This is a genomic window from Micromonospora sp. NPDC049081, from assembly GCF_040648835.1.
Taxonomy (GTDB): domain Bacteria; phylum Actinomycetota; class Actinomycetes; order Mycobacteriales; family Micromonosporaceae; genus Micromonospora; species Micromonospora antibiotica.
Window position 1 is genome coordinate 919,335 of record NZ_JBEZEK010000001.1, and the last position, 22,188, is coordinate 941,522.

Here is a 22,188-nt window from a genome sequence, read left to right on the forward strand (position 1 = left end):
TCTCCTCAGTCGGCGGGCGCGTCCACGGTGGCGGGCCGCCGGCCCGCCCGAGCCGACCGTACCAACCGGACGGCCACCACGATCACCAACAGCGTCATCAGCGGGGCACCGGGCATCTTGGTATACCGGGGCAGCCCGGTGCCGTCGGGCAGCACCAGGAACGACGAGATCAACGCCACCAACGCGAACCACCGGGTCGTCCGGTGGGTGGTCGCGGCGAGCACGGCCAGCGGCCACAGCCAGTACCAGGGGTGGAACAGCGGCGCGAGGGCCACCGTCGCGGCGAGTGCCAGGCCGGCGTGCCAGAGCGGGTCGCGGGTGCGGGCCCGCCACCACAACCAGACCAGCAGCACCGCCAGCACCAGCATGCCGATCGTCCGGGTCACCGGTAGCGCGTCGATGTCCGCGCCGAACAGGGCCGCGACGTAGCCGGCGGTCTGCCCGACGGCGGTCGGCGGCGACGTCCAGGCGATCGCCAGGCCACCCTGCTGCAGGCCGGAGATCCAGCCGAAGTTCAGTCCGGCCGCCAACGTCGCCCCGACCACCGTCCCCACCGCGCCACCGACCACCCAGCCGCCGTCCCGGCAGAGCCTGCGGATGGAGTACGTTCCGGCCAGCGCGGCCAACGCGGCGAAGGGCACGACGACCAACGCGGTCACCTTGATCCCGGCAGCCAGGCCGAGCAGCACGCCACCGGCCAGCAGCGGGCCGGGGCGGCCGGGATGTGACGCCACCACCGCCAGCCCGGCGACGAGCAGTCCGACCATCAGCGCGTCGTTGTGCGCGCCGGCGACCAGGTGCACCCCGACCAGCGGCGACCCGAGCGTCAGCCACAGCGCCCGTTCCGGTGCCACCCCGCATCGGCGGGCCAGTACCGGCAGCACCGCCGCGAGCAGGGCGACCCCGGCCACCGCCAGCAACCGGAACAGCACGATGCTGCCGACCAGTGAGTCCGTCGCCGCCACCGCCGCGCCGGAGAGCAGGGCGAACAGCGGCCCGTACGGGGCCGGGGTGTCCCGCCAGATCGGCGAGACCGTGTCCAACCACGGGCACGGCAGCTCCGACACCCCCTGCTCGTACGGGTTGAACCCGGCGGCGTAGGTGGCGCCCTGGCAGGCGTACGCGTACACGTCCCGGCTGGCCAGTGGGGGGGCGACGAGCAGCGGGACGAGCCAGAGCCCGATGGTCACCAGCGCCCACCGGGTCGACGGGACGCGATCGCGCAGCGTCCACCACACTCCGGCCATCAGCCCCAGCCCGACCACCCACAGCGCGACGAGCAGCGGCCCGTTCGGGCCCTGCCAGATGCCGACCGGGGTGTTTCCGTGCCGCGAGGAAGGCAGCGCGCCGCCCAGGAACGCTGCGACGGCGAGCATCGTCGAGCCGGCCAGGCCGGTCCAGCGCGCCAAGGGGAGGGGCATGGGAGAACATGCTGCCAGTACCACGGTGACGCCACCGGGGTGGGCTATGGCAGTGGGCTACGGCGTTGGGCTACGGCGGCGATGGTCGGGAGCGCCCTGGTGTCGGTGCCGGGGCCGGTGGGTCCACTCGGCGGGTGGGCGCGGGCCGGCCAGGTCCAGGCCCGCGTGCCAGTCCGGCCAGGTCGCGGCGGTGAGTGGGTCCGTCAGCAGTGACGCGCGGGCAGGAGATCGCTCGAGATCGAGAATTCACCCGGGCCGTCCACCCTGATCTCGGTCCACCCGTCGGGTCCCGGCCGCAGACAGCCGGCTGCCCCCGACAGCGAGAGCCAGCGCGACCACCGTACGTGCACCTGCACGTTCCCGGTCCGGTCGGTCGTGAACCGGACCCCGCTCTGATCCGCGGAGACCAGCCGTCCGGGAGCGCTCACCATCGGCGCGGGGTCGGCGACGGCGTACAGCCGCCAGTCGGCGTTGCGCCACACCTCGCGCAGGTAGGGCTGGCCGCCCAGCACCAGGTTGGCCTCGTCGCGCGCCCACCGGTCGGGTGGCGCGTCGGGCGCGACGGCGACGTAGCGGACGGCGTTGGCGCGCAGCCATTGCGCGTACGAGTCGGCGGTCAGCCGGCCGGTGTAGAAGATCGCGTTGCGGTCGGCGTCGACCTGCCGTTCCCACCCGCGGGCCAGCGGGACGGTAGGTGGGAGGTACGCCGACTCCCAGTGGTCGCGCAGCGGCACCACCTCGGCCCGGCCCACCGGTTGCCGTCGGGCCAGTTCGTCGACGAGCGGACGGTAGAAGGCGGCGCCGCTCTCCACCGAGCCGGCGCGCGTCACGTCGCTGACCATCACCGGGTTCTGCCACCAGACAACGGCGGCGAGCAGACCGGCCAGCCACGGTCCACGCACCGGAGCGAACCCGGCGAGCAGCGGCAGGCCGAAGAGCATCGGCAGCCGCAGGGCGTTGGAGCCGATCGGGCTGGGCAGGTAGAAGACGGCGACCAGCAACACCACGGTCAGCAGCGCACCGATGCGCAGCACCCGGTGCTCACGGCCGAGGACGGCGTACCCCAGCACGGCCAGCGCCACGTTGATCCGCATCGACTCGGCCGAGTACGGCTGGGTGCCGCCGTTGCCGAACAGCACCGCCATCGGCGCGAGGGCGAGCACGGGAGTAAGGCTGAGGACGAGGCCGTCGGCCACCGGGCCGGTGGCTCGCCAGCCACCCGGCAGGGATCTTCCCGGGCCGTCGCCTCGTCGCAGGGCGGCCAGCAGCACTGCGGCACCGGCCAGTCCGGTGAACAGACCGGCGACCGGGCTGGCCCAGGTGGCGAGCGCGGCGAGCAGGGCGGCCACCACCAGCCGCAGTGGCCGGCCGGGTCGTTGCGCCGCCACCGCGCAGAGGGCGAGCAGCCCGAACGCGAGCCCGACGGCGAAGGTGATCCGGCCGCTCGCCAGGTTCCCGACCAGGACCACCGCGCCCAGGACCGCGCCCAGCAGGCAACGGCGGGCACCGGAGCGGACGAACAGCCAGGCCAGTGCCGCCGACGAGACGACCGCTGCCGCCGCACCGAGCGGCCGTACGCCGACCAGCGCGCCGAGCAGTTGGGTGTAGAGGCTGTAACCGCCCTGGTGGACTCCGCCGTACCAGGCGAAGTCGATGGGGGCCAGGCCGTTGCGGTCGGCGAAGCCCGCGCGGGCGACCTGGGCCGACAGGTCGGTGCCCATCGGCGGGGCGAGCAGGAATGCGACGGCGAGCAGCAGCGACACCGCCAGCGCCGCGAGGACGGGACGCGCGAACTGCTCACGGCGGGTCGTCGGCACCGAGCAGTCCTACCACGGTAGGCGCGGTGACACCCGCCCGGGGTCGTCGCGCGCACCGCCAGCGCACGCCGCCAGTGCACCGCCGGCGCGCCGGCACCCGGTGCCGGTCAGGGGCGGGTGGGGCGGACCGGGGACGGGCGGGCGCGGACGTGCAGGCGCTCACCCTGGGGGCCGAAGAGGCTGAGGATCTCCGCCGGCTCGTCGTGGGGGTTGCCGAACCAGTGCGGGGTGCGGGTGTCGAACTCGGCGACCTCACCGGCGTCGAGGGTGAGGTCGTGGCTGCCGAGCAGCAGCCGGACCCGACCGGAGAGCACGTAGAGCCACTCGTACCCCTCGTGCGCCTGCTGGGTCGGCTCCCCCGCCGGCACCTGCGGTGGATAGATCATCTTGTACGCCTGGACGCCACCCGGGCGACGGGTCAACGGCACGATGGTGACGCCGTGACGGACGACGGGCCGGCGGTGGACCCGGGGGTCGCGGGTCTGCGGCGTGCCGACCAGGTCGTCCAGCGGCACCCGGTGGAAGCGGGCCAGGGCGAGCAGGAGTTCCAGGGTGGGCCGCCGGCCGCCGGACTCCAGCCGGGACAGCGTGCTGACCGAGATGCCGGTCGCCGCGCCGAGCTGACCCAGGGTCACGCCGCGCTGCTGCCGCAGCGCCCGCAGCCGGGGTCCGACGGCGGTGAGTACCTCGTCCGGGGGGATGTCGCTGTGGTCGTCGGTCACCGCACCAGTTTGCCATTTCGGCAACCAGATTTGGCAGTACGGTGATCCGGGCGCACGATCCGGGGCATCGGCGGGACGGACCCGCCCGTGAGGAGGCAGTCATGACGTACCCGGTGGTGCACGACGTGGTGGTGGTCGGTGGCGGTGCGGCCGGGCTCAGCGGTGCGCTCGCCCTGGGCCGGTTCCGCCGCGACGTGGTGGTGGTCGACGGTGGTGCACCGCGCAACGCCCCGGCCGACCGCGTGCACAACTTCCTGACCAACGAGGGTGTCCCACCCGCCGACCTGTACGCGACGGGCCGGTCCGAGGTGGCCCGGTACGGCGTGACCGTCCTCGACGGCACCGTCACCGCCACCCACCCGATCGACCCCACCCACCCGATCGACCCGGCCCACCCGCACGACGCCACGGCACCGGCGGGCGACGTCGGTCCGGGGCGGTTCACGGTGACCCTGGCCGACGGCAGCACCCTGCACACCCGCCGGTTGCTGGTCACCACCGGCCTGGTCGACGAGTTGCCCGACGTGTCGGGCCTGGCCGACCGGTGGGGCCGCGACGTGCTGCACTGCCCCTACTGCCACGGGTGGGAGGTACGCGACCAGGCCGTCGGGGTGCTCGCCACCGGCCCGATGGCCGCCCACCAGGCGCTGCTGTTCCGTCAGCTCACCGACGACGTGGTGGTCTTCACGCACACCGCCGGGCCGTTGCCCGCCGACGAGGCGGAGAAGCTGGCCGCCCGGGGCGTCACCGTGGTCGACGGGGAGGTGGCGCAGCTGGAGGTCACCGGCGACCGGCTCACCGGCGTACGGCTACGGTCCGGCCGGGTGGTCCCCAGGGAGGCGCTGGTGGTGGCCCCCCGGTTCGGCGCGCGGGCCGCTTTCCTCGCCGGGCTCGGATTGCCCACCGAGGAATTCGTCGTCGGTGGGCACGCCTTCGGTGACCGGGTGGCCGCCGACGCCTCCGGCGCGACCGGGGTGCCCGGCGTCTGGGTGGCCGGCAACGTCACCGACCCGCAGGCAACCGTCATCGCCGCCGCCGCGGCGGGACTGAAGGCCGCCGCCGCGCTCAACGCCGACCTGATCGCCGAGGACACCGACCGGGCGGTGGCCACGCACCGGGCCACCGCCGCCCGCACCGGCGACGAGGACGGCGGACAGGCCAGTGAGTGACCACGGGACCGGCAACGAGGACGGCGGGCAGGACCGCAGTGCCCACGGGACCGGCAACGAGGGCGGTCCGCACGGAACCGGTGTCGACGCGGCCGTGGACGAGCAGACCGCCCGGCACTGGGACGAGATGTACCGGGCCCGGGAGCGGCAGTGGAGCGGCCGACCCAATCCGCACCTGGTCGACGTCGTCGGGGCGCTGCCGCCGGGCAGCGCCCTCGACCTCGGTTGCGGCGAGGGCGGCGACGCGGTGTGGCTGGCCCGACAGGGCTGGCGGGTGACGGCGGTCGACGTCTCCACCACCGCGTTGGAGCGGTCGGCCGCCGCCGTGACGGCCGCCGGGGTGGCGTCCCTGGTCGACTTCCAGCGGCACGACCTGGCCCGGACCTTCCCGGCGGGCAGGTTCGACCTGGTCTCGGCGCAGTTCCTCCAGTCGCCGCTGGACTTCCCCCGGGCGCAGGTGCTGCGGGCGGCGGTCCGGGCAGTCGCCCCGGGCGGACGGCTGCTGGTGGTCGAGCACGGCGCGGTGCCCCCGTGGGGTGCCGCCGAACATCGCCACGTACGGTTCCCCACCCCGCAGGAGACTCTGGCCGAGCTCGACCTCGACCCGGACGGATGGCACGTCGAGCGCCTCGACGCGCCGCAGCGGCAGGCCACCGGCCCCAACGGCGAGGCCGGCACCCTGATCGACCATCTGGTGCTGGTCCGCCGCCGGTGACCGGGCCGCCCTGGTGACCGGGCCGCCGTCGTCGCCCGGCTACCCGGCCCGGCACGGCCCGGCCCGGCACGGCTGCCCGGCCCGGCACGGCTGCCCGGCCCGGCACGGCTGCCCGGCCCGGCCCGACTGTCCGGCCCGGCACGGCTGCCCGGCACGGCACGCCTGCCCGGCACGGCTGTCTGGCCCGACTATGCCGACGGCTTCGGTGCCGGCGGCGGTGGCTCAGCTCTCCAGGACCCGCTGCATGGCGGCCCGGGACCGCCGGGCGGTGCGCAGGTAGTCGTCGAGGAACTCCCCCGGGTCGTCCGCGCCGAGCAACCGCGCCACACCGGCGAGCTCCACCCCGTGCCGGGGAAGCTGGTCGCCGGCCCGACCCCGGACCAGCATCAGCGCGTTGCGGACCTGCGCGGCGAGGGTCCACCCGGCGACCATCGCGGCGGCGTCCGCCGGGTCGACCAGCCCCGCCTCCCGGGCCGCCGCGAGGGCATCGAGGGTACGCGTGCCGCGCAGCTGCGGGTACGCCCCGGCGTTGCGCAGCTGGAGCAGCTGCACCGCCCACTCGACGTCGGCCAGGCCACCCCGACCGAGCTTGGTGTGGGTGGCCGGGTCGGCACCCCGGGGCAGCCGTTCGTTCTCCACCCGGGCCTTGATCCGGCGGATCTCGACCACCTGCTCCCGGGTCAACCCGTCGGCCGGGTAGCGGACCGGGTCGACCATCTTCTCGAACTCGGTGCCCAGGTCGGCGTCGCCGCAGACGAACCGGGCCCGCAGCAGCGCCTGCGCCTCCCACACCCGCGACCAGCGGGCGTAGTACTGGGCGTAGGCGGCGAGGCTGCGGACCAGCGGGCCCTGCCGTCCCTCGGGGCGCAGGTCGGCGTCGACGCCGAGCGCCGGGTCGGGGGCGGGGGCGGCGAGCAGCCGGCGCAGTTCCTCGGCGATCGCGTGGGCGGCGGCGCTGGCGGTGCTCTCCGCCGTCCCGGCGGGCGGATCGTAGACGAAGAGCACGTCGGCGTCGGAGAGGTAGTTCGACTCGTACCCGCCGAGGCGACCGAGGCCGATCACCGCGAACCGCAGGCCGGGCAGTTCCGGCTGGGCGGCCCGGACGGCGCGCAGCGCGGCGGACAGGGTGGCGTCGGTGACGTACGACAGGCCGGTGCCGACCCGGGTGACGTCGGCCAGCGGGCCGGCCGGCACACCACGCTCGGGTCGCGGGGCCAGCCCGCCGGCCCGGCTGAGCACGTCGGCGCAGGCGATCCGGACGAGTTCCCGGCGGCGCAGCGCGCGTACCGCCCGGGTCGCCTCGACCGGGTCAGCGTGCCGGGCCGCCGCGGCGGCGAACCCGTCGCAGAGCACCTCCCGGGGTCGGGGCGTCAACTCGTTCTCCTCGGCCAGCAGCCGCAGCGCCTCCGGTTCCCGGGCCAGCAGGTCGGCCGCGTAGCGGGACGACGACAGCACCCGGGCCAGCCGCCGGGCCACCGGCCCGGAGTCGCGCAGCAGCCGCAGGTACCACGGGGTGCTGCCGAGCTTGTCGGAGACCTGCCGGTAGTTGAGCAGCCCCCGGTCCGGTTCGGGCGCGTCGGCGAACTCGCTGAGCAGCACCGGCAGCAGGGTCCGCTGGATGGCGGCGGTCCGGCTCACCCCGCCGGTGAGGGCTTCGAGGTGGCGCAGCGCCCCGGCCGGGTCGGCGAAACCGAGGATCTCCAGCCGGTGCCGGGCCGCCTCCGGGGTGAGCCGCAGGCCGTCGGCGGGCACCCGGGCCACCGACTCCAGCAGCGGCCGGTAGAGCAGTTTGGCGTGCAGCCGGCGTACCTCGGTGGCGTGCGCGACCCAGTCGGCGCGGAAGCTCTCCACGGCGCTGCGGCCCGGGATGGCGGCGTAGCCGAGCGCGGCGGCCAGCCAGCGCAGCGCGGCCGGCTCGGTCGGCACGGTGTGGGTGCGCCGCAGCGCCTGGAGCTGGAGCCGGTGTTCGACCCCGCGCAGGAAGCGGTATCCGCGCAGCAGCGCCTCACCGTCGGCCCGCCCGACGTAACCGCCGGCCACCAGCGCGCGCAGCGCCGGCACGGTGCCCGGCACCCGCAGCGACTCGTCGCCCCGGCCGTGCACCAGTTGCAGCAGTTGGACGGCGAACTCGATGTCCCGCAGCCCGCCCGGACCCCGCTTGATCTCGCGGTCCAGCTCCTTCGGCGGGATGTTGTCGATGATCCGGCGGCGCATGGCGCGTACGTCGGAGACCGCCTCGGGACGCTCGGAGGCCCGCCAGACCAGAGGGGCGAGGGCGTCGACCCACTCGCCGGCCAACGCCAGGTCACCGGCGGCCGGACGGGCCTTGAGCAGCGCCTGGAACTCCCAGGTGCGGGCCCACCGCTGGTAGTAGGCGAGGTGGCTGGCCAGGGTACGCACCAGCGGCCCCCGGTTGCCCTCGGGGCGCAGCGCGGCGTCCACCGGCCAGGCGACCAGTCCGCAGATGTGGATCAGCCGGGCGGCGACGGTGGTCGCGGCGGGCAGGTCCTCGTCGGTCGCGGCCACGAAGATCACGTCGACGTCGGAGACGTAGTTCAGCTCGTCGCCACCGCACTTGCCCATCGCCACCACGGCCAGCCGGGGCCGGGGCGTGCCCGCCGGCAGCTCACCCACCGCGATCTCGTAGGCCGCCGAGAGGGTCGCGTCGGCCAGCGCGGACAGCGCCGACATCACCTGTTCCAGGCCCCGCCCACCGGTCAGGTCGGCCGCCGCGATCCGCAGCAACGCCAGCCGGTACGCCTGCCGCAGCACCGCCACCGGCGCGGTGGCGACGGTCAACCGGCTGGCGAGCGCCAGGTCGAGTCGACCGTCGGCGGTGGGGGCCAACCCGTCCGGGGCGGTGCCGAGCACCGTCCACTGCCCCGGGTTGGCGACCAGGTGGTCACCCAGTGCGGAGGACGCCCCGAGGACGGCGACCAGCCGACGCCGCAGACCCGGATCGGCGGCGAGCCCGGCCAGCAGGGCCGACCCGGTGGCGTCGGCGGCGGTGCGGCGTTCGGTCTCCACCATCCGGTGCAGTTGACGCAGCGCCAGATCCGGGTCGGCGGCCCGGGAGAGCGCGGCCAGCAGGTCGGCCGCCGCGCGGTCGGTGGGCTCCTGCTCGTCGGCCTGCCACAGCCCGAGCCCGTCCGCGCCGAGCAGGTCGGCGGCGCGGATCCCGCCGTCGCCCTCGGCGAAGCCGTAGCGGGCCAGCCGTCCCCTGGTCGATCTGCTCATCTCAGTGCCCGAGCAGGGGCAGGCTGCGGCGGGTGTCGTCGTCCAGCTCGCCGAGGGCGAGGGCGGCGAAGCGGACCGCGAACGGCTGCCACACCTCCTCGACGTCGGCCATCACCCGGTCGCAGGCGGCCACCACCAGGTCCTCGTCGTAACCCAGTTCGGCGAGCAGTTCGGAGCCGCGCGCCCATTCGGCGATCATCGCGGTGTCGCACTCGATGTGGAACTGCAGGCCCCAGGCCCGGTCGCCGAGCCGGAACGCCTGGTGCGGGTAGCGGGTCGAGGCGGCCAGCAGGGTGGCGGCCCGGGGCAGCTCGGTGATCTCGTCGGTGTGCCACTGGAGCACGTCCGGGATCAGCGGCACGTACCGGAACAGCAGGTCACTCTCGGCGGCGTCGCGCCGGCCGACCACGCCCGGGCCCACCTCGGGGCCGGACGGGCTGCGCTCGACCAGGCCGGCGTGCGCGGTGGCGAGCAGTTGCGCGCCGAGGCAGACGCCGAGGGTCGGCACCCGGTGCCGCACGGCCTTGCGCAGCAACCCTTCGAGCTTCGGGAACCAGGGTGCGCCGGGGGTGCCGCCGGGGGCCGGGTAGGCGTGCTGGTCACCGCCGAGCACCACCAGCGCCACGTGGCCGGCGAGGTCGTCGGGGAGTTCGTCGCCGGCGTACGGGCGCAGCACCCGCAGCTCAAGGCCCCCCTCCACCAGCCACTCCCCCAGCCGTCGGGGGTCGTCGGTCGGGTCGTTCTCGATCACCAGTGCGGTTCCCACGCCGTCGAGGCTATCGGGTTCGTCGACGGACACCCGGAACGCCTCGGACCGCGCGGCGGGGAGACTATGCTCGGCCGCTGTGATCGCCGACGACCCGTCCGTCCTGCGCCCGCCCGTGCTGCACGAGGGCGACACGGTGATGCTGGTCTCGCCGTCCGGGCCGACCCGTCCGGAGCGGGTGGCCCGGGGTGTCGAGTTACTGACCGGCTGGGGGCTGCGCCCGGTGGTGGCACCGAATGCGTACGCCCGACGGGGTTACCTCGCCGGTGACGACGCGCTGCGCGCCGCGGACCTGAACGCCGCCTTCGCCGACCCGCAGGTGCGCGGGGTGATCTGCACCCGGGGCGGGTACGGCGCGCAGCGGGTGGTCGACCTGATCGACATGGCCGCCGTGCGGCGGGACCCGAAGGTGGTGGCCGGGTTCTCCGACATCACCGCCCTGCAGTTCGCGCTCTGGCGGGGTGCCCGGCTGACCGGCGTGCACGGCCCCGGGGCGGCCTGGGTCGACGAGCGGACCCCGCTGCGCTCGGCGGAGTCGCTGCACGCCGCGCTGATGACCACCGCGCCGGTCACCGTCGAGGCGGTGCCCACGGAGGAGACCTACCCGGTGCGGGTCCCCGGTCGGGCGGTGGGTCGGCTGCTCGGCGGGAACCTCTGCCTGATCACCGCCACCCTGGGCACCCCGGACATGCCGGACCTGACCGGGGCGGTGCTGCTCGTCGAGGAGGTGCAGGAGCCGCCGTACAAGGTCGACCGGATGCTCACCCACCTGCGCCGCGCGGGCGTGCTGGACGGTCTGGCCGGGGTGGCGGTGGGCCAGTTCACCGACTGCGCCGACGGCTGGGACACCACCGTCGTGGACGTGCTCACCGACCGGCTGGGCGACCTCGGCGTGCCGGTCCTCGGCGGCCTGCCGATCGGCCACGGCCCCGGCCAACTCACCGTCCCGGTGGGCACCCCAGCCACCCTCGACACCGAAACCGGCACCCTAACCACCACCCCCGCCGTCCAATAACCCCACCCCACCCCCACCCGGCCCGGCCCCGGCCCGGTGATCAAGAGGTTTGCGTCATCGGAGAACGCATTCCTGACCGAAACCTCTTGATCACCGGGGCGGTGGGGCGGGATTTTCAGCTCAGGGACAGGGTCGGGAGGGGGGATTCCCAGGTTCGGTGGTCACTGTCGGTGACGTCAACGCATCACCACCGACGTACTGGAGGACCGATGTCCCGCATGATGTCGAAGAAGCGCCTGCTGGTCGGTTTCGCCGCCGCTGGTGTGCTCGGGGTGGGGATCGCCGCTCCCACGGTCGCCTTCGCCGAGAACGGGGCCACCCCGACGCCGAGCGCCAGCAGCGAGGCCGCCCCGGGCACCGACCGGCAGCAGCAGCGCGCCGACCGGCAGAACGAGTTCGCCGAGGCGCTCGCCAAGGAGCTGGGGGTGGACACCGACAAGGTGACCGCCGCCCTGGAAAAGGTGCGCGAGCAGCACAAGGACCGCGCCAAGGGTGACCGGCCGGAGCGTCCGTCGGCCGAGGACCGGCAGGAGAAGCTGGCCGAGCGGCTGGCCCAGGCGGTCAAGGACGGCAAGCTCACCCAGGAGCAGGCCGACGCGATCACCAAGGCCGTCGAGGCCGGGGTCTTCCCGGGTGCGGGTGGCCCCGGTCACCACCGCGGTCCGGCGGGTACGCCCGGCGAGTGACCCACCTCCGGCCCGCCCGACCCGGGCGGGCCGGAGATCAACACACCGGGGCCGACGTTGCGGTGTCCGACGCACCGGGACACCGCAACGTCGGCCCTGGCGTCAGGCGCGGCCACCCGAGGAACCGCAACGTCGACCCGGTGGCGTCAGACACTGCCACCCGAGGAACCGCAACGTCGACCCGCTGGCGTCAGGCGCTGCCACCCGAGGAGAAGAGACCGAGGTGGGTGCCCACCGGGTCGCGCACCAGGGCGAGGGTCAGGCCGCTCGGCGTGGTCCGGGGCGGGGTCAGCACCGTGCCGCCCGCCGCCTCGGCCCGACCGCAGGTCTGCGCCACGTCGGCCACCTCGGCGTAGAGGATCGCGTAGCCGGGCGCGTCCTCGGCGAGAGCCCGGATGCCGCCGCCGATGCCGGTCGGCTCCCCCGCCGTGGTCGTCCGGTAGGAACCGCCCTCGGCCGTGCCCTCCTCGGTGAAGGTCCAGCCGAACAACTCCGCATAGAAGCTCTGCGCCTCGTCCGGCCGGTCGGTGCCGATCTCGAACCAGGTGACGGGTGTGCTGGTCACGCGTTGCCTCCTGTTCCCCCGCCGACCGGGCGGCCGGCGGGCTCGGCAGTCAGCCTCCCGGGTGTCCGCGACACCGTCCTGTCGGTGTTTACCGCCCGGTCCACACGGCCAGCACGCCGATCCGTCCGGACAGCCCGCGCCGACCGGACTGGACGGCCCGCACGCCGACCCGTCCGGACAGCCCGCGCCGACCGGACTGCGCGGCCGGCCCACGCCGAGTCAGACCAGGGTCAGCCGGCGCACCCGGTCGGCCGGGACGTCCAGGTCGGCCGGCGAGAACTCCCGGGTCACCCGCTGCGGCAACGCCTCGACCCCGACGATCCGGTCGGTACGGAAGCAGCGCAGCCCGTCGCGGAGCCGGCACCAGGCGAGCAGGTACCAGTGCCGGTCGTTGCCCAGGTAACCCAGCGGCTCGACCTCACGCGACGAGGGCACCCCGCAGCGGTCGGCGTACCGCAGGCGGAGCACCCGGCGGGCGGAGACCGCGTCGGCGACGACGGCCGGGACGGACGTGCCCGGCCCGGTGCCGACCAGCAGCACCCGGCCGGCGAGCAGGCGTGCGGCATCGGCGTCGGCGGCCGGTAGCACCGCGAGCAGCTTGCGCAGCGCGGTGCCGCCCGCCACGGCGAACGGGGTGCCGGCGAGCCGGTGCAGGGCCACCGCCATCGCCACCGCCTCGGTGGCGGTCAGGTTGACCGGCGGCAGGGTGTGCGACCGGTCGACCACGTAACCGCCGGTGCGGCCGGGCTCGGCCCAGATCGGTACGCCGGAGCCCTGGAGGGCGACGATGTCCCGTTCGACGGTGCGGGTGCTCACCTCGAACCGGGCGGCCAGCCAGCGGGCGCTGCGCGGCCGGGGCGACACCGCCCGCAGCTCCTCCACCAGGGCATAGAGACGATCCGTCCGGTTCATCCCCGCACGCTACGACGGGGGTACGACGCACCGCCCCCGTCCACCCCGGCGGGGCGGACGGGGGCGGGCGGTCACCTCAGGTAGGGACCGTCGGTGCCGATCCTGCCGGGGGCCGGGTTGCCGGGCAGGTCCAGCACGTACACCCGCAGGTTGCCCCGGCCGCTGACCGCAGCGGTGAGGGTGCCGTTCGTGACGGTCCGGACGTCCCCGGTCACCGCGTCCCGGTACGTCCCGTTCGGCACCCCGGTGAAGGTGGCCGTGCCGGAGACGGTGACCAGGGCGAAGCTGTCCACCCCATCGCTGGTGAACCGGCGCTTGTAGGCCATCTGGTTGCCGCTGACCCCCTCGGTCGAGTACTGGCCCTTCTGCAGGGCCGGGATGGCCCGCCGGATGCGGTTGAGCCGCTGCACGTGCTTGACCAGTGGCGCGGCCAGCGTGGTCGCCACCGCCCCGCTGGCGCTGCCGACCACCCCGAAGTCGGTGGCGGTGACGCTGCCGGCGAGGTGGTCGCCGTAGTACGCCCGCCCGGTGGTCGCCAACGGGCAGGTCGGCCCGCAGTCGATCTTCGCGCCCTTCTGGAACTCGATCTCGGAGCCGTAGTAGAGCGTCGGGATGCCGCGGAAGGTCCACATCAGGCTCATGTTCTCGGCCCAGGCGTCGGTGCCCCCGGCGTAGCGGGTGTTCGACTTGTTCGGCCCGTAGTCGTGGCTGTCGACGTAGACGACGTTGTAGGTGGCGTCGTTGTAACTGTCGTCGGAGTCGCGGCCGTTGCCGAAGGCGTTGCCGGCGTCGCCGAAGTTCATGTGCATCCGCATGTCGATGACGTTCATGCCGGAGAACTTCGAGTGGTCCGGCGCGTGGTAGGTGTTGCCCCGCAGGAACGCGTTGTCGCTGGTCGGCTGCCCGCCGGTGCCGATCAGCTGCTCGTAGTCGTACTGCTCGATGGCGGCCTTCACGTCGTCCGGGCTGTACTCCTTGCGCTCCTTCCAGGTGAAGAACTGCGCGGAGTGGTTGACCGAGCCCCGGTTCCACTTGTCGTTGACGAACGCGGCCACCTCACCGAAGACGTAGAAGTCCCGGCCCTTTTCGCCGTGCCGGGCGAGGGCGTGTTGCTGGATCGCCGGCAGGAAGCGCCGGTTCCAGGTGACCCGGGGGATGTGCACGGCGGTGTCGATCCGGAAGCCGTCCACCCCCATGTCGATGTACCTGTTGTACGCGTCGATCAGGTACTGCTGGACGGTGGCGTTCTCGGTGTTGAAGTCGGCCAGGTCCTCGTGCAGCCAGCAGCTCCGGGCGTCCTCGCCCTCCCAGTTGCCGATCCAGCACTGGTGGTAGAGGTCGGCGGGGAAGAGCTTGCCGGTCGGCACCGGCCACTGGCAGTGGTAGACGGTGTAGCCCTCCTGGCTGTACGCGCCGTTGGGGGTGCCCCAGTTGAGGCAGCGGTTGGCGGTGGGGGCGGTGCCCGACCAGACGTCGCCGTTGTAGGGGCGGCCCTTGGCCTTGGCGTTCTGCGCGGCGGTCAGGGTCGGGTCGTTGCCGTCGTGTTCGACCATCGGGTCGTACTCGCGGCCGGCCTGCGGTTGGTCGTAGTACCACTTCCACTGCTCGTCGCGGACGCCGTAGACGGTGGGGACGAAGAGCCCCTTGGCGCCCCAGCGGGAGCTGTGGTTGTAGACCACGTCCTGGAAGATCTTCATGCCCTTGGCGTGGGCCGCGTTGATCAGCTGCTGGTAGCTGGCCCCGGGGCTCTCCAACCGGGGGTCCACCCGGTGGAAGTCCCAGCCGTGGTAGCCGTGGAAGTCGTAGTCGGAGCGGTTGAGCACCACCGGGGTGATCCAGATGGCCGAGAAGCCCAGCCCCTTGATGTAGTCCAGCTTGTCGACCAGGCCCTTGAAGTCCCCCCGGAACATCGGGTCGTCGTTCGCCGCGTTGCCGGACCTGACGTGCTGGCTGCCGCCCCGGTTGTTGGTGGCGTCGCCGTCGGCGAAGCGGGCGGTCATCACGAAGTAGATGCTGTCCTCGCGCGGGTCACCGCCGAGCGGCGAACCGCCCACCGGCGGGGTGGTCCCGGTGGTCGCGGTGGCGGGCGCACTCGCCGCCGACCGGTTGCCGGCCGCGTCGAGGGCCCGCACCGTCCAGGTGTACGCGGTGCCCGCGGCGAGGTCGTACGCCACGTACCGGGTCGTCGTGGTGGTGACGGTGGTGGCCCCACCGGTGCCGCCGGTACGGGTCAGTTCGTACCCGGTGACCGCCCGGTCGTCGGTGGCGGCCGTCCAGGACAGCGTGACGGACAACCCGGCGGCGGTGGCGGTGAGCCCGGCGGGGGTGGCCGGGGGTGTGGTGTCCGGGGTGGCGGGCTGGCACGGGTCGGCGGCGTCCGGGGTGACCACCCCGCCGCGTACGGTGCTGCGCCCGACGCGCAGGGTGTAGTCGGCCCCGTTGTTGTTGTCCCAGGTGCCGGCGTTGTTGTTGAACGCGGCGGTGAGTCCGGTGGCGGTGCCGAGGTCGACGGTGCGACGCGCCCAGCCGGTGCAGGCGGCCTGCATCGCCACCCCCGGAGCGACGGTCCAGGCACCGCCGGTCGGCCGGTAGTGCAGGTTCGCGCCGGCCCATCCCCGGCTGGCGAGGTGGTACCAGACCTCGGCGGTGGCAACGCCCGGGGCGGCGGTCGGGGTCGGGGCGACGGTCGGGGTCGGGGTGGGCGTCGGGGTGGTGGTGGGCGTCGGGGTGGTGGTGCACGGGTCGCCGATGCCGGTCCGGCCCCCGGCGACGGTGACCGCGCCGGTGCCGAGCCGGTAGTTGCCGCCGTTGTTGTTGTCCCAGGTGCCGGCGTTGTTGTTGAAGACCACCTGCAGGCCGGTGGCGGCACCCAGGTCGATGGTCCGGCGTCGCCAGCCGGCGCAGGCCGCCTCCATGGCGACGCCGGGCACGGCGGTCCAGCTGCCGCCGTCGACGCCGTAGTGGATGTTGACCGACGTGCCCCAGGCCGCCGGGGGTTGGTAGTAGACGGTGACGGTGTTGGCCGCTGCCGCCGCGGTGAGCGGCAACAGGCTCGCGGCCACGCCGACGACGAGCGCGAGTGCGCCGGCCCGTCGGCGGTGGGTGGTGGTGGTCCGCCTCATGATGGCTCTCCTGACACCCGCACCCGAGCGACGGGTGCAAGCTACTGAAGGCGTTGCAAGAAGTTGCGAACGCGGTGCCAGGAAGTTAGCAGCTTCGATGCGCCGAAACCAGAGGTTCATCCCGATGAAGTGTGGAGGAAATTTCGCAGCCAGCCCGCAATGACTTTCACCGACGGAAAACTCTTCCCATCCCGCCGACCGGTGGAGGCGGGGCACGTCACCGGGCATCCGGTGGGCCGGCGGGACCGGGCGCAGACGACGCCAGGCCCGTGGTCTGGACCGTCCCGGCAGGGACAGCTCAGACCACGGGCCTGGCTCAGGTGGTACGGGCCGCGCGGGCGGCCGTGGTCAGGCGATGCAGGCGCAGACGATCAGGGCCGCACCGAAGTGGGTGGCGGCGCTGACCCGGGCCGCCGGGTGCGGCTGGTCCGAGCAGATGACCTCACCGAGCTTGCCCGGGGTGAGCAGGTCCAGCACGCCGAAGGCGAGCGCCATGACAGCCAGCCCGATCAGCCCGAAGAGCACCGTCGAGGCGATCCCCTTGGCGAAGTCGTCGTAGCTGGTCACGATCGCGGTGAAGACGATGCCGGCCACACCCAGCTGATTGGCGGCCAGCAGCAGCCCGGCGTTGCCGTTGCGCTGCACCCAGATCAGCTCGCGCAGCTTGCCCGGGGTGAGCACGTCGACCAGCACGAAGCCGGCCGCCATCAGCGCCACCCCGACGATCCCGAACACGACGCTCTGCCATGCTCCGGTGAGCAGATCATCCAGCACCGACGGCCTCCCGACCTCCTGCGCCCGGCGCGGGTGCCGGCACGGTGATCGAGACGATAGCGGCACCGCGCCACCCCCGACACCCCCCGGACCGTCGAACGCCCGGACCGTCGGCCGACCCGGAACCGCCGAACGCCCTGAGCCCCGGCGGACCCGGGACGTCGAGGACCCGGAGCCGCGCGGGCCCCGGGTCCCCGATGTCAACGGGTCACAACGACAGGTAGCGCTGCCGCTCGTACGGGGTGACCTCGCGGCGGTACTGCTCCCACTCGGCCCGCTTGTTGCGCAGGAAGAAGTCGAAGACGTGCTCCCCGAGCACCTCGGCGACCAGCTCGGAGCCGGCCATCACGTCGATCGCCTCGGACAGGTTCTCCGGCAGTGCCTCGTAGCCCATCGCGCGGCGCTCGGCGCTGGTCAGCGACCAGACGTCGTCCTCCGCGCCGGGTGGCAGCTCGTAGCCCTCCTCGATGCCCTTCAGGCCGGCGCCGAGCATCACCGCGAACGCCAGGTAGGGGTTGGTCGCCGAGTCCAGCGACCGGACCTCCACCCGGGCCGAGTTCGGCTTGCCGTACGCGGGCACGCGGACCAGCGCGGACCGGTTCAGGTGCCCCCAGCAGACGTACGCCGGGCTCTCGGTGATCCGGTCCGGCAACGCCTGCGGGAACAGCCGCTTGTACGAGTTGACCCACTGGTTGGTGACGGCGGTGTACTCCCGGGCGTGCATCAGCAGGCCGGCGATGAACGACTTCGCCACCTTCGACAGTTTCATCGGGTCACCGGAGTCGTGGAACGCGTTGCGCTCCCCCTCGAACAGCGACAGGTGGGTGTGCATGCCGCTACCCGGCTGGTCGGTGAACGGCTTCGGCATGAAGCTGGCCTGTACGCCGGTGGACAGCGCCACCTCCTTGACCACGTGCCGGAAGGTCATGATGTTGTCGGCGGTGGTCAGCGCGTCGGCGTAGCGCAGGTCGATCTCCTGCTGGCCGGGGGCGACCTCGTGGTGGCTGAACTCCACCGAGATGCCGATCCGCTCCAGCGCGAGCACGGCCTGGCGGCGGAAGTCCCGCGCGACGGCGTGCGTGGTGTGCTCGAAGTAGCCGCCGGTGTCCACGGCGGTGGGCACCGAGCCGTCCTGCGGGCCGTTCTCCAGCAGGAAGAACTCGATCTCCGGGTGGGTGTAGAAGGTGAAGCCCTTCTCGGCCGCCTTGGACAGCATCCGGCGCAGCACGTGCCGTGGGTCGGCCCAGGACGGGCCGCCGTCGGGCAACAGGATGTCGCAGAACATCCGGGCGCTCTCACCGCTGACCCCGCCCTCGAACGGGAACACCTGGAAGGTCGTCGGGTCCGGCATGGCGACCATGTCGGACTCGAAGACCCGGGCGAAGCCCTCGATGGCCGAGCCGTCGAACCCGATGCCCTCCTCGAAGGCTGCCTCCAGCTCCGCCGGGGCGACTGAGACGCTCTTGAGCGTGCCCAGCACGTCGGTGAACCACAGCCGGACGAACCGGATGTCCCGCTCTTCCAGCGTACGGAGGACGAACTCCTGCTGACGGTCCACTTCCCCAACCCCTCGCGACGTACGTCCGGCACCGGTCGGCCGGTCCGTCCTGACCGCCCAGTCTTCACCGGCCTGGTTAAGCAGACGTTACGCGACCTGCCGCCGCTCGTCCTGCGGTGTCCCGACGGCCGGATCGACGGGCGGCCCCGCCACCAGCGGCGGGCCGGCCGGGCGCGGCGAAAGGGTGGCCGTCGTCTCGTCGCAGCCGCCGGGTCGACCGCCTGCGGCTGGGGCAAGATGAGGTCATGCCCACCCTGCGTCTGGCCCTGTGCCAGGTCAACCCGACCGTCGGCGACACCGTCGGCAACGCCGAGCTGATCCGCGCCTGGACCCGTCGGGCCGCCGACGCCGGCGCCCAGCTCGTCGCCTTCCCGGAGATGACACTCACCGGCTACCCCGTCGAGGATCTGGTCTTCCGCCGTTCCTTCGTCGCCGCCTCACAGGCCGCGGTGCGGCAGCTCGCCGCCGACCTGGCCGCCGACGGCCTCGGCGACCTGCCGGTCGTGGTCGGCTACCTGGACGCCGACGGCCCACCCCAGGTCAGCGGGGACGCCCAGCCGGGCCGGGGGGCCCGCAACGCCGCCGCGCTGCTGCACCGGGGTGAGGTGGTCGCGACCTACTTCAAGCACCACCTGCCCAACTACGGCGTCTTCGACGAGGACCGCTACTTCGTGCCCGGCGACACCCTGACCGTGGTCCGGGTGGGCGGGGTGGACGTGGCGTTGACCATCTGCGAGGACCTGTGGCAGGCCGGGGGCCCGTTCGCGGTGGCCCGGCAGGCCGGCGTCGGCCTGGTGGTCAACATCAACGGCTCGCCGTACGAGTTGAACAAGGACGACGTCCGGCTGCCGCTGGTGCGTCGCCGGGCCGCCGAGGCCGGGGCCCCGATCGCGTACGTCAACATGGTCGGTGGTCAGGACGAACTGGTCTTCGAGGGCGACTCGATGATCGTCGACGCCGACGGGGGACTGCTCACCCGCGCGCCGCAGTTCGTCGAGCACCTGCTCGTGCACGACGTGGAGCTGGCCGGGGCGGGCCCGCACGCCGCCGACACCGAGGACCTCGCCGACGGGATGCGGGTGCTGCGTCGTACCGTCGAGGTGGTGCCGGCGGCCCCGACCGGGCCGGCGGCCGACGGCGGCCTGATGGCGCCGGTGGCCGACGAGGCCGAGGTGTGGCAGGCGCTGGTGCTGGGCCTGCGCGACTACGTCAACAAGAACCGCTTCCCCTCGGTGGTGCTGGGCCTGTCCGGCGGGATCGACTCGGCGGTGGTGGCCGCGCTGGCCGTCGACGCGCTCGGCCCACGACGGGTGGTCGGCGTGTCACTGCCCAGCCAGCACTCCTCGGAGCACTCCCGGACCGACGCGGAGGACCTGGCCAAGCGCACCGGCCTGGACTACCGCGTCGAGCCGATCCAGCCGATGGTGGACACCTTCCTGGCGAACATCTCGCTGTCCGGGGTGGCGGTGGAGAACCTCCAGGCCCGGGTGCGCGGGGTGATCCTGATGGCACTGTCGAACCAGGAGGGCCACCTGGTCCTCACCACCGGCAACAAGAGTGAGCTGGCGGTCGGCTACTCGACCCTCTACGGCGACTCGGTCGGCGGGTTCAACCCGGTCAAGGACGTCTGGAAGACGCTGATCTGGCGGCTGGCGAAGTGGCGCAACGCCGACGCGGCCCGCCGGGGCGAGACCCCGCCGATCCCGGAGAACTCCATCGGCAAGCCCCCGTCGGCCGAGCTGAGCCCCGGCCAGCTCGACAGCGACAGCCTGCCCGACTACGACGTGCTGGACCCGATCCTGATCGGTTACGTCGACGGTGACCTGGGCCGGGCCGGCCTGGTCGAGTCCGGCCACGACCCGGCGGTGGTCGACCGGGTGCTGCGGCTGGTGGACACCGCCGAGTACAAGCGTCGGCAGTCCGCCCCGGGTACGAAGATCTCGATGAAGGCGTTCGGCCGCGACCGTCGGCTGCCGATCACCAACCGCTGGCGCGAGGACGGCTGAGCATCCGGGCCGGCCGACCTGCGGTCGGCTGGGCATCCTGGACCGACCGATCGACCTGGTCGGCTGGGCAGCACAGCCCGGCCGACCCGGGTCGGTCGGGCACCCCGACGCCGGCCGGCCACGGTCGGTCGGCGTCGCCCCGGCGGAGTGAAATCCTGCACTGTTCCCTGCCGTCGACCGGTCGCGTGGTGCGACGATCGCGACGGAACCCGGGGACCGCGACAGCGGCCTCGAGGAAAGGAGACAGTCATGGTGGAGTCCACCCCGACCGAGGTGACCGCCCTGTACGGCGGGCCGGCCACCCGACGGGTCCGCACCCGCGACCTGATCGCCGCCAAGGAGCGTGGCGACCGGTGGGCGATGCTCACCTCGTACGACCAGTACACCGCCGGGATCTTCGACCAGGCGGGGATTCCGGCGCTGCTGGTCGGCGACTCGGCGGCGAACAACGTGTTCGGTTACGAGACCACCCTGCCGGTGACCGTCGACGAGTTGTTGCCGCTGGTCCGGGCCGTGGTCCGGGCGACCCGGCACACCCTGGTCGTCGGTGACCTGCCGTTCGGCTCGTACGAGGAGGGGCCGACGCAGGCGTTGCGCACGGCGGTGCGGTTCATGAAGGAGGGTGGCTGCCACGCGGTGAAGCTGGAGGGCGGCCGGCGCTGCGCCGACCAGATCGCGGCGATCACCGGGGCGGGCATCCCGGTGATGGCGCACATCGGCTTCACCCCGCAGAGCGAACACACCCTGGGCGGCTACCGGGTGCAGGGGCGCGGCGACACCGCCGACGAGGTGCTCGCCGACGCGCGGGCGGTGGCCGGGGCGGGGGCGTTCGCGGTGGTGCTGGAGATGGTGCCGGGTGAGGTCGCCAAGCGGGTCACCGCCGAACTGGCGATCCCCACCGTCGGCATCGGCGCCGGCCCCGACACCGACGCCCAGGTGCTGGTCTGGCAGGACATGGCGGGGCTGCGCACCGGGAAGGCCCCCCGGTTCGTCAAGCGTTACGCCGACCTGGCCGGGGTGCTGACCGAGGCGACCCGCCGGTTCGCCGACGAGGTACGCGGCGGCGACTTCCCCGCCACCGAACACACCTTCTGAGGTCGCGCCGGAGCCTGGTGGGGCGCTGCCCCCACAGCCCCACCGGGCTCCGCTAGGGTTCCGCTCGTGAATCATGCTCGCTTCTCGACTGTCGCCCTGACCTGTCTCTCCGTGCTGGCACTCGCGGCGTGCAGCGAGGCGAAGCCGTCGACGACGGCCGCGCCGTCGTCCTCCGCCACCGGCGCGGCCGCGCCGGCCGCCTCCCCCTCCGTCACGACCGCGCCGACCACCGACGCCCCGACCGCGGCCGCCGACCCGGCAGCCGACAAGAAGCTCTGCACGGCGGCCAAGAAGATCGCCGAGACGACGAAGGTCGACGTCGTGAAGGCCGCGATGGCGGGTGGTGACCCGAACCCGGCCATCAAGAAGGCCTACAACGAGCTGGCGTCGGGCCTGGCGAAGGCCACGGCCGGCACCCCCGGCAGCGAGGCGGCCACCGCGTTGGCGGCGTTCGGCGTCGCCGCCAGCAGGGTGGCCACCGCCCCGGACATGGACGCCGCCGCCGACGGCCCCGAGTTCCAGAAGACCAGCGCCATGGCGAACGCCGCCTGCAAGAAGGCCGGCGTCGACATCAACTTCTGACGGTGACGAGAGGGGAGCGGGTCACC

Annotated in this window: 17 protein-coding genes; 7 read left to right on the forward strand and 10 right to left on the reverse strand. The window is 73.6% G+C overall.

Annotated features, from left to right (window positions below):
* Positions 1-5: 5 nt before the first annotated feature.
* The 3 genes from mptB to AB0B63_RS03525 form a co-directional block, all read right to left on the reverse strand.
* On the reverse strand, positions 6-1,421 hold the full coding sequence (gene mptB / locus AB0B63_RS03515) for a polyprenol phosphomannose-dependent alpha 1,6 mannosyltransferase MptB (protein ID WP_357014268.1): 1,416 nt from the start codon (positions 1,419-1,421) through the stop codon (positions 6-8).
* Between the two features lie 203 nt (positions 1,422-1,624).
* A complete protein-coding gene (locus AB0B63_RS03520) occupies positions 1,625-3,238 on the reverse strand; it encodes a hypothetical protein (RefSeq protein WP_357014270.1) in 1,614 nt (537 codons plus the stop codon).
* A 107-nt stretch (positions 3,239-3,345) separates the two neighbouring features.
* The gene (locus AB0B63_RS03525) at positions 3,346-3,960 is read right to left on the reverse strand and encodes an XRE family transcriptional regulator (RefSeq protein ID WP_307799485.1); all 615 of its coding nucleotides are present in this window, start codon (positions 3,958-3,960) and stop codon (positions 3,346-3,348) included.
* Positions 3,961-4,061: 101 nt separating this feature from the next.
* On the opposite strand from AB0B63_RS03525, the gene AB0B63_RS03530 reads away from it, so the two are divergent.
* Entirely contained in the window at positions 4,062-5,129 is a 1,068-nt protein-coding gene (locus tag AB0B63_RS03530) for an NAD(P)/FAD-dependent oxidoreductase (protein ID WP_357014273.1), read from the forward strand.
* Positions 5,122-5,844: a class I SAM-dependent methyltransferase gene (locus tag AB0B63_RS03535; RefSeq protein ID WP_357014275.1), complete on the forward strand. Its 723-nt coding sequence runs from the start codon at positions 5,122-5,124 to the stop codon at positions 5,842-5,844. The genes AB0B63_RS03530 and AB0B63_RS03535 overlap by 8 nt, the downstream gene beginning before the upstream one ends.
* 222 nt (positions 5,845-6,066) lie before the next feature.
* On the opposite strand, the gene AB0B63_RS03540 is transcribed toward AB0B63_RS03535, so the two are convergent.
* Both AB0B63_RS03540 and AB0B63_RS03545 read right to left on the reverse strand, forming a co-directional pair.
* Entirely contained in the window at positions 6,067-9,081 is a 3,015-nt protein-coding gene (locus AB0B63_RS03540) for a bifunctional [glutamine synthetase] adenylyltransferase/[glutamine synthetase]-adenylyl-L-tyrosine phosphorylase (protein ID WP_357014277.1), read from the reverse strand.
* A gap of 1 nt (position 9,082) precedes the next feature.
* Complete coding sequence (locus tag AB0B63_RS03545) at positions 9,083-9,847, reverse strand: type 1 glutamine amidotransferase (protein ID WP_357014279.1); 765 nt, start codon at positions 9,845-9,847, stop codon at positions 9,083-9,085.
* Between the two features lie 79 nt (positions 9,848-9,926).
* Here AB0B63_RS03545 and AB0B63_RS03550 point away from each other — a divergent pair, with 79 nt between their 5' ends.
* Both AB0B63_RS03550 and AB0B63_RS03555 read left to right on the forward strand, forming a co-directional pair.
* Entirely contained in the window at positions 9,927-10,862 is a 936-nt protein-coding gene (locus AB0B63_RS03550; protein WP_357014281.1) for an LD-carboxypeptidase, read from the forward strand.
* Between the two features lie 209 nt (positions 10,863-11,071).
* The gene (locus AB0B63_RS03555; protein WP_357014283.1) at positions 11,072-11,548 is read left to right on the forward strand and encodes a hypothetical protein; all 477 of its coding nucleotides are present in this window, start codon (positions 11,072-11,074) and stop codon (positions 11,546-11,548) included.
* Between the two features lie 190 nt (positions 11,549-11,738).
* Here the strand turns inward: AB0B63_RS03555 and AB0B63_RS03560 are convergent, their stop codons facing one another.
* From AB0B63_RS03560 to glnA, 5 genes are all read right to left on the reverse strand, one after another.
* Positions 11,739-12,113, reverse strand: a complete 375-nt coding sequence (locus tag AB0B63_RS03560) for a VOC family protein (protein ID WP_208568771.1) — start codon at positions 12,111-12,113, stop codon at positions 11,739-11,741.
* Between the two features lie 219 nt (positions 12,114-12,332).
* Positions 12,333-13,025, reverse strand: a complete 693-nt coding sequence (locus AB0B63_RS03565; protein WP_357014286.1) for a WYL domain-containing protein — start codon at positions 13,023-13,025, stop codon at positions 12,333-12,335.
* A gap of 71 nt (positions 13,026-13,096) precedes the next feature.
* Positions 13,097-16,147 (reverse strand): carbohydrate binding domain-containing protein, encoded by a 3,051-nt coding sequence (locus tag AB0B63_RS03570; protein ID WP_357014288.1) that lies wholly within the window; start codon positions 16,145-16,147, stop codon positions 13,097-13,099.
* A 348-nt stretch (positions 16,148-16,495) separates the two neighbouring features.
* Positions 16,496-16,921, reverse strand: a complete 426-nt coding sequence (locus AB0B63_RS03575) for a DUF350 domain-containing protein (RefSeq protein WP_357014290.1) — start codon at positions 16,919-16,921, stop codon at positions 16,496-16,498.
* A gap of 208 nt (positions 16,922-17,129) precedes the next feature.
* On the reverse strand, positions 17,130-18,479 hold the full coding sequence (gene glnA, locus AB0B63_RS03580) for a type I glutamate--ammonia ligase (protein WP_208568774.1): 1,350 nt from the start codon (positions 18,477-18,479) through the stop codon (positions 17,130-17,132).
* Positions 18,480-18,724: 245 nt separating this feature from the next.
* Here glnA and AB0B63_RS03585 point away from each other — a divergent pair, with 245 nt between their 5' ends.
* The 3 genes from AB0B63_RS03585 to AB0B63_RS03595 all read left to right on the forward strand — a co-directional run bounded on the left by AB0B63_RS03585 (position 18,725) and on the right by AB0B63_RS03595 (position 22,162).
* Positions 18,725-20,485, forward strand: coding sequence for an NAD+ synthase (locus AB0B63_RS03585; RefSeq protein ID WP_357014293.1), 1,761 nt, complete (start codon positions 18,725-18,727; stop codon positions 20,483-20,485).
* 249 nt (positions 20,486-20,734) lie between these two features.
* Entirely contained in the window at positions 20,735-21,580 is an 846-nt protein-coding gene (panB, locus tag AB0B63_RS03590) for a 3-methyl-2-oxobutanoate hydroxymethyltransferase (protein ID WP_208568776.1), read from the forward strand.
* Between the two features lie 66 nt (positions 21,581-21,646).
* A complete protein-coding gene (locus tag AB0B63_RS03595; protein WP_357014296.1) occupies positions 21,647-22,162 on the forward strand; it encodes a hypothetical protein in 516 nt (171 codons plus the stop codon).
* Positions 22,163-22,188 lie beyond the last annotated feature (26 nt).

What these genes read in the sequence shown, in the direction of transcription:
- panB (WP_208568776.1), top strand. Translation starts at nt 20,735, where the DNA reads ATGGTGGAGTCCACCCCGACCGAGGTGACCGCCCTGTACGGCGGGCCG.
- AB0B63_RS03585 (WP_357014293.1), top strand. Translation starts at nt 18,725, where the DNA reads ATGCCCACCCTGCGTCTGGCCCTGTGCCAGGTCAACCCGACCGTCGGC.
- AB0B63_RS03565 (WP_357014286.1), bottom strand. Translation starts at nt 13,025, where the DNA reads ATGAACCGGACGGATCGTCTCTATGCCCTGGTGGAGGAGCTGCGGGCG.
- AB0B63_RS03570 (WP_357014288.1), bottom strand. Translation starts at nt 16,147, where the DNA reads ATGAGGCGGACCACCACCACCCACCGCCGACGGGCCGGCGCACTCGCG.
- AB0B63_RS03530 (WP_357014273.1), top strand. Translation starts at nt 4,062, where the DNA reads ATGACGTACCCGGTGGTGCACGACGTGGTGGTGGTCGGTGGCGGTGCG.
- AB0B63_RS03540 (WP_357014277.1), bottom strand. Translation starts at nt 9,081, where the DNA reads ATGAGCAGATCGACCAGGGGACGGCTGGCCCGCTACGGCTTCGCCGAG.
- mptB (WP_357014268.1), bottom strand. Translation starts at nt 1,421, where the DNA reads ATGCCCCTCCCCTTGGCGCGCTGGACCGGCCTGGCCGGCTCGACGATG.
- AB0B63_RS03555 (WP_357014283.1), top strand. Translation starts at nt 11,072, where the DNA reads ATGTCCCGCATGATGTCGAAGAAGCGCCTGCTGGTCGGTTTCGCCGCC.